The sequence below is a fragment of the Pricia sp. genome, from assembly GCF_041745955.1.
Classification (GTDB): domain Bacteria; phylum Bacteroidota; class Bacteroidia; order Flavobacteriales; family Flavobacteriaceae; genus Pricia.
This window is the reverse complement of sequence record NZ_JBGTHY010000386.1, coordinates 1-1,936: the sequence shown is the minus strand read 5'-3', so window position 1 is coordinate 1,936 and position 1,936 is coordinate 1. Positions and strand designations below refer to the sequence as shown.

Here is a 1,936-nt window from a genome sequence, read left to right as displayed (position 1 = left end):
AAGCTGCCGTTCTTGAATATCGCTTACTTTTCCGCTGGGGTAGAGTATGACCACCTTTACGCCCTCAACCCCTAAAAATCCATTGGCCACCGCGCCGCCGGTATCCCCCGAAGTCGCTACCAGAACGGTGATTTCGGATTTCTCCCCACGTGAAAAATAGCCTAGGCACTGGGCCATAAACCGTGCCCCGACATCCTTAAAGGCCATAGTGGGACCGTGGAAAAGTTCTAATGCTGCTACGTTTTCCTCGATTTCGACTATCGGAAAATCGAAGTCCAGCACTTCTCCTAAAATATCTTTTAAAACCGAATCGGGAATATCATCGGAAACGAATTGCCGAATGGCCTGAAAAGCAATGTCATGATGCGATAAATTCTGGATATCCTCAAAAAAAGAATCGGGTAGGGGCGTGATGCTTTCGGGGAAATATAATCCCTTATCGGGAGCTATACCCTTAATAACCGCATCTTTGAAGGATACGTTGGGGGCTCTTTTGTTTAGGCTGTAGTAGTTCAAGGGTTCGATTTTAAAACCTGCTGTCCCGCAGGCGAGTTTGTTATTTGATGATTTGAAAATGGACTGGTGTACGTTGTCGGGTGTGCGGTACACAATGCTTTTTTTTCAAAGTTCCTTCCTTTTTCAAAAGAGGGTGCTTTTCTGCTACCAGCTTCATTAGAGTTCACGAATGCCTTCAATATTGACTTTAGAAACATGCACATCATAATCTATCCCAATTTTTTTATAGACTTCCTTCATGGCACCTGCTACCTTTTTAGCGTTTTCCTCTCCCTTACTAAATGCAAAAATCGAAGGACCGGAACCTGAAATGCCACATCCCAGAGCTCCAGATTCCAAAGAAACGGACTTAACCTTATCAAACCCGGGAATCAAGATCGAGCGGATGGGCTCTACGATATGATCGATCAAAGAGCGGCCGATGAGCTCGTAGTCCTCGGTAAAAAGTCCCGCTACCAAACCGCCGACATTGCCCCATTGTTTGATGCCGTCGGCCAAGGTGATATTCGTCTTCAATATTTTTCGCGAATCGGAGGTCCGTACTTCGATCTGCGGGTGGATGACCGTAGCCCAAAGTTGCGGGGGACTTGGAATCGGAACAATATCCAACGGATCGTAACTGCGCACCAAAGTAAAACCTCCGAACAGGGCAGGGGCAACGTTGTCAGCATGGGCGACTCCGCTGGCCAGTCGCTCGCCTTCCATGGCGAATTTTACCAGTTGGAGTTTTGAAAACGGACGGCCGAGCAATTCATTCATTGCCCACACGGCGCCTGTAGAACTAGCCGCGCTACTACCGATGCCGCTACCGGCCTTGATTTTTTTATGGATTTCGATTTCGAATCCCCCTTCATAATCGCTTTCGGCCAGGAGTGCCAGTCCCGCTACCCCCGCAACGTTCAGATGGGTTTCAGTAGGCAGGTCTTGCCCGGTCAGTTTTGTAATTCGTATGCCTTTCTGGTCGACTTTCCGGACAATCATTTCGTCTCCAACGCTTTCCAAGGCAACGCCAAGCACATCGAACCCGCAGGAAATGTTGGCTATCGTAGCGGGGCAGAAGATTTGGAGTTCGTTGGTGTTCATTTTTAATCGCTATTGGGTTAAATTCCCCGACGCTTGCCCCGAGGATTATTTACTTTTTGAGCCCCCTCTTTTTTATGAACTCACAAACCTTAAAAATTCCTAAACTCACTTTTAAAAATTCCCGATCCGAATAATATCCGCAAATATTCCCGAGGCCGTTACATCGGCGCCAGCACCTGCACCTTTAATTATCATTGGCTGGTTCGGGTAGCGTTCGGTATAGAACAGCACAATATTATCACTTCCTTCGAGATTATAAAAATCATGGCCTTTAGGAATCTGCTGTAGGCCGACGCTCGCTTTTCCGTCTTCGTATTGGGCCACATATTTTAACTTA

The 1,936-nt window shown here is 47.2% G+C and carries 2 protein-coding genes and 1 pseudogene; all 3 read right to left on the bottom strand.

Translation table 11 applies throughout. From position 1 onward, the window contains the following. A pseudogene (locus ACEW8S_RS14070) lies at nucleotides 1–516 on the bottom strand (threonine synthase); the annotation flags it as partial. A gap of 156 nt (nucleotides 517–672) precedes the next feature. After that, nucleotides 673–1,599, bottom strand: a complete 927-nt coding sequence (locus ACEW8S_RS14065) for a homoserine kinase (protein ID WP_373518773.1) — start codon at nucleotides 1,597–1,599, stop codon at nucleotides 673–675. 111 nt (nucleotides 1,600–1,710) lie between these two features. Beyond that, nucleotides 1,711–1,936, bottom strand: a 226-nt coding sequence (locus ACEW8S_RS14060; protein ID WP_373518772.1) for a hypothetical protein, incomplete at its 5' end; no start/stop codon positions are given.

What these genes read in the sequence shown, in the direction of transcription:
- ACEW8S_RS14065 (WP_373518773.1), bottom strand. Translation starts at nt 1,599, where the DNA reads ATGAACACCAACGAACTCCAAATCTTCTGCCCCGCTACGATAGCCAAC.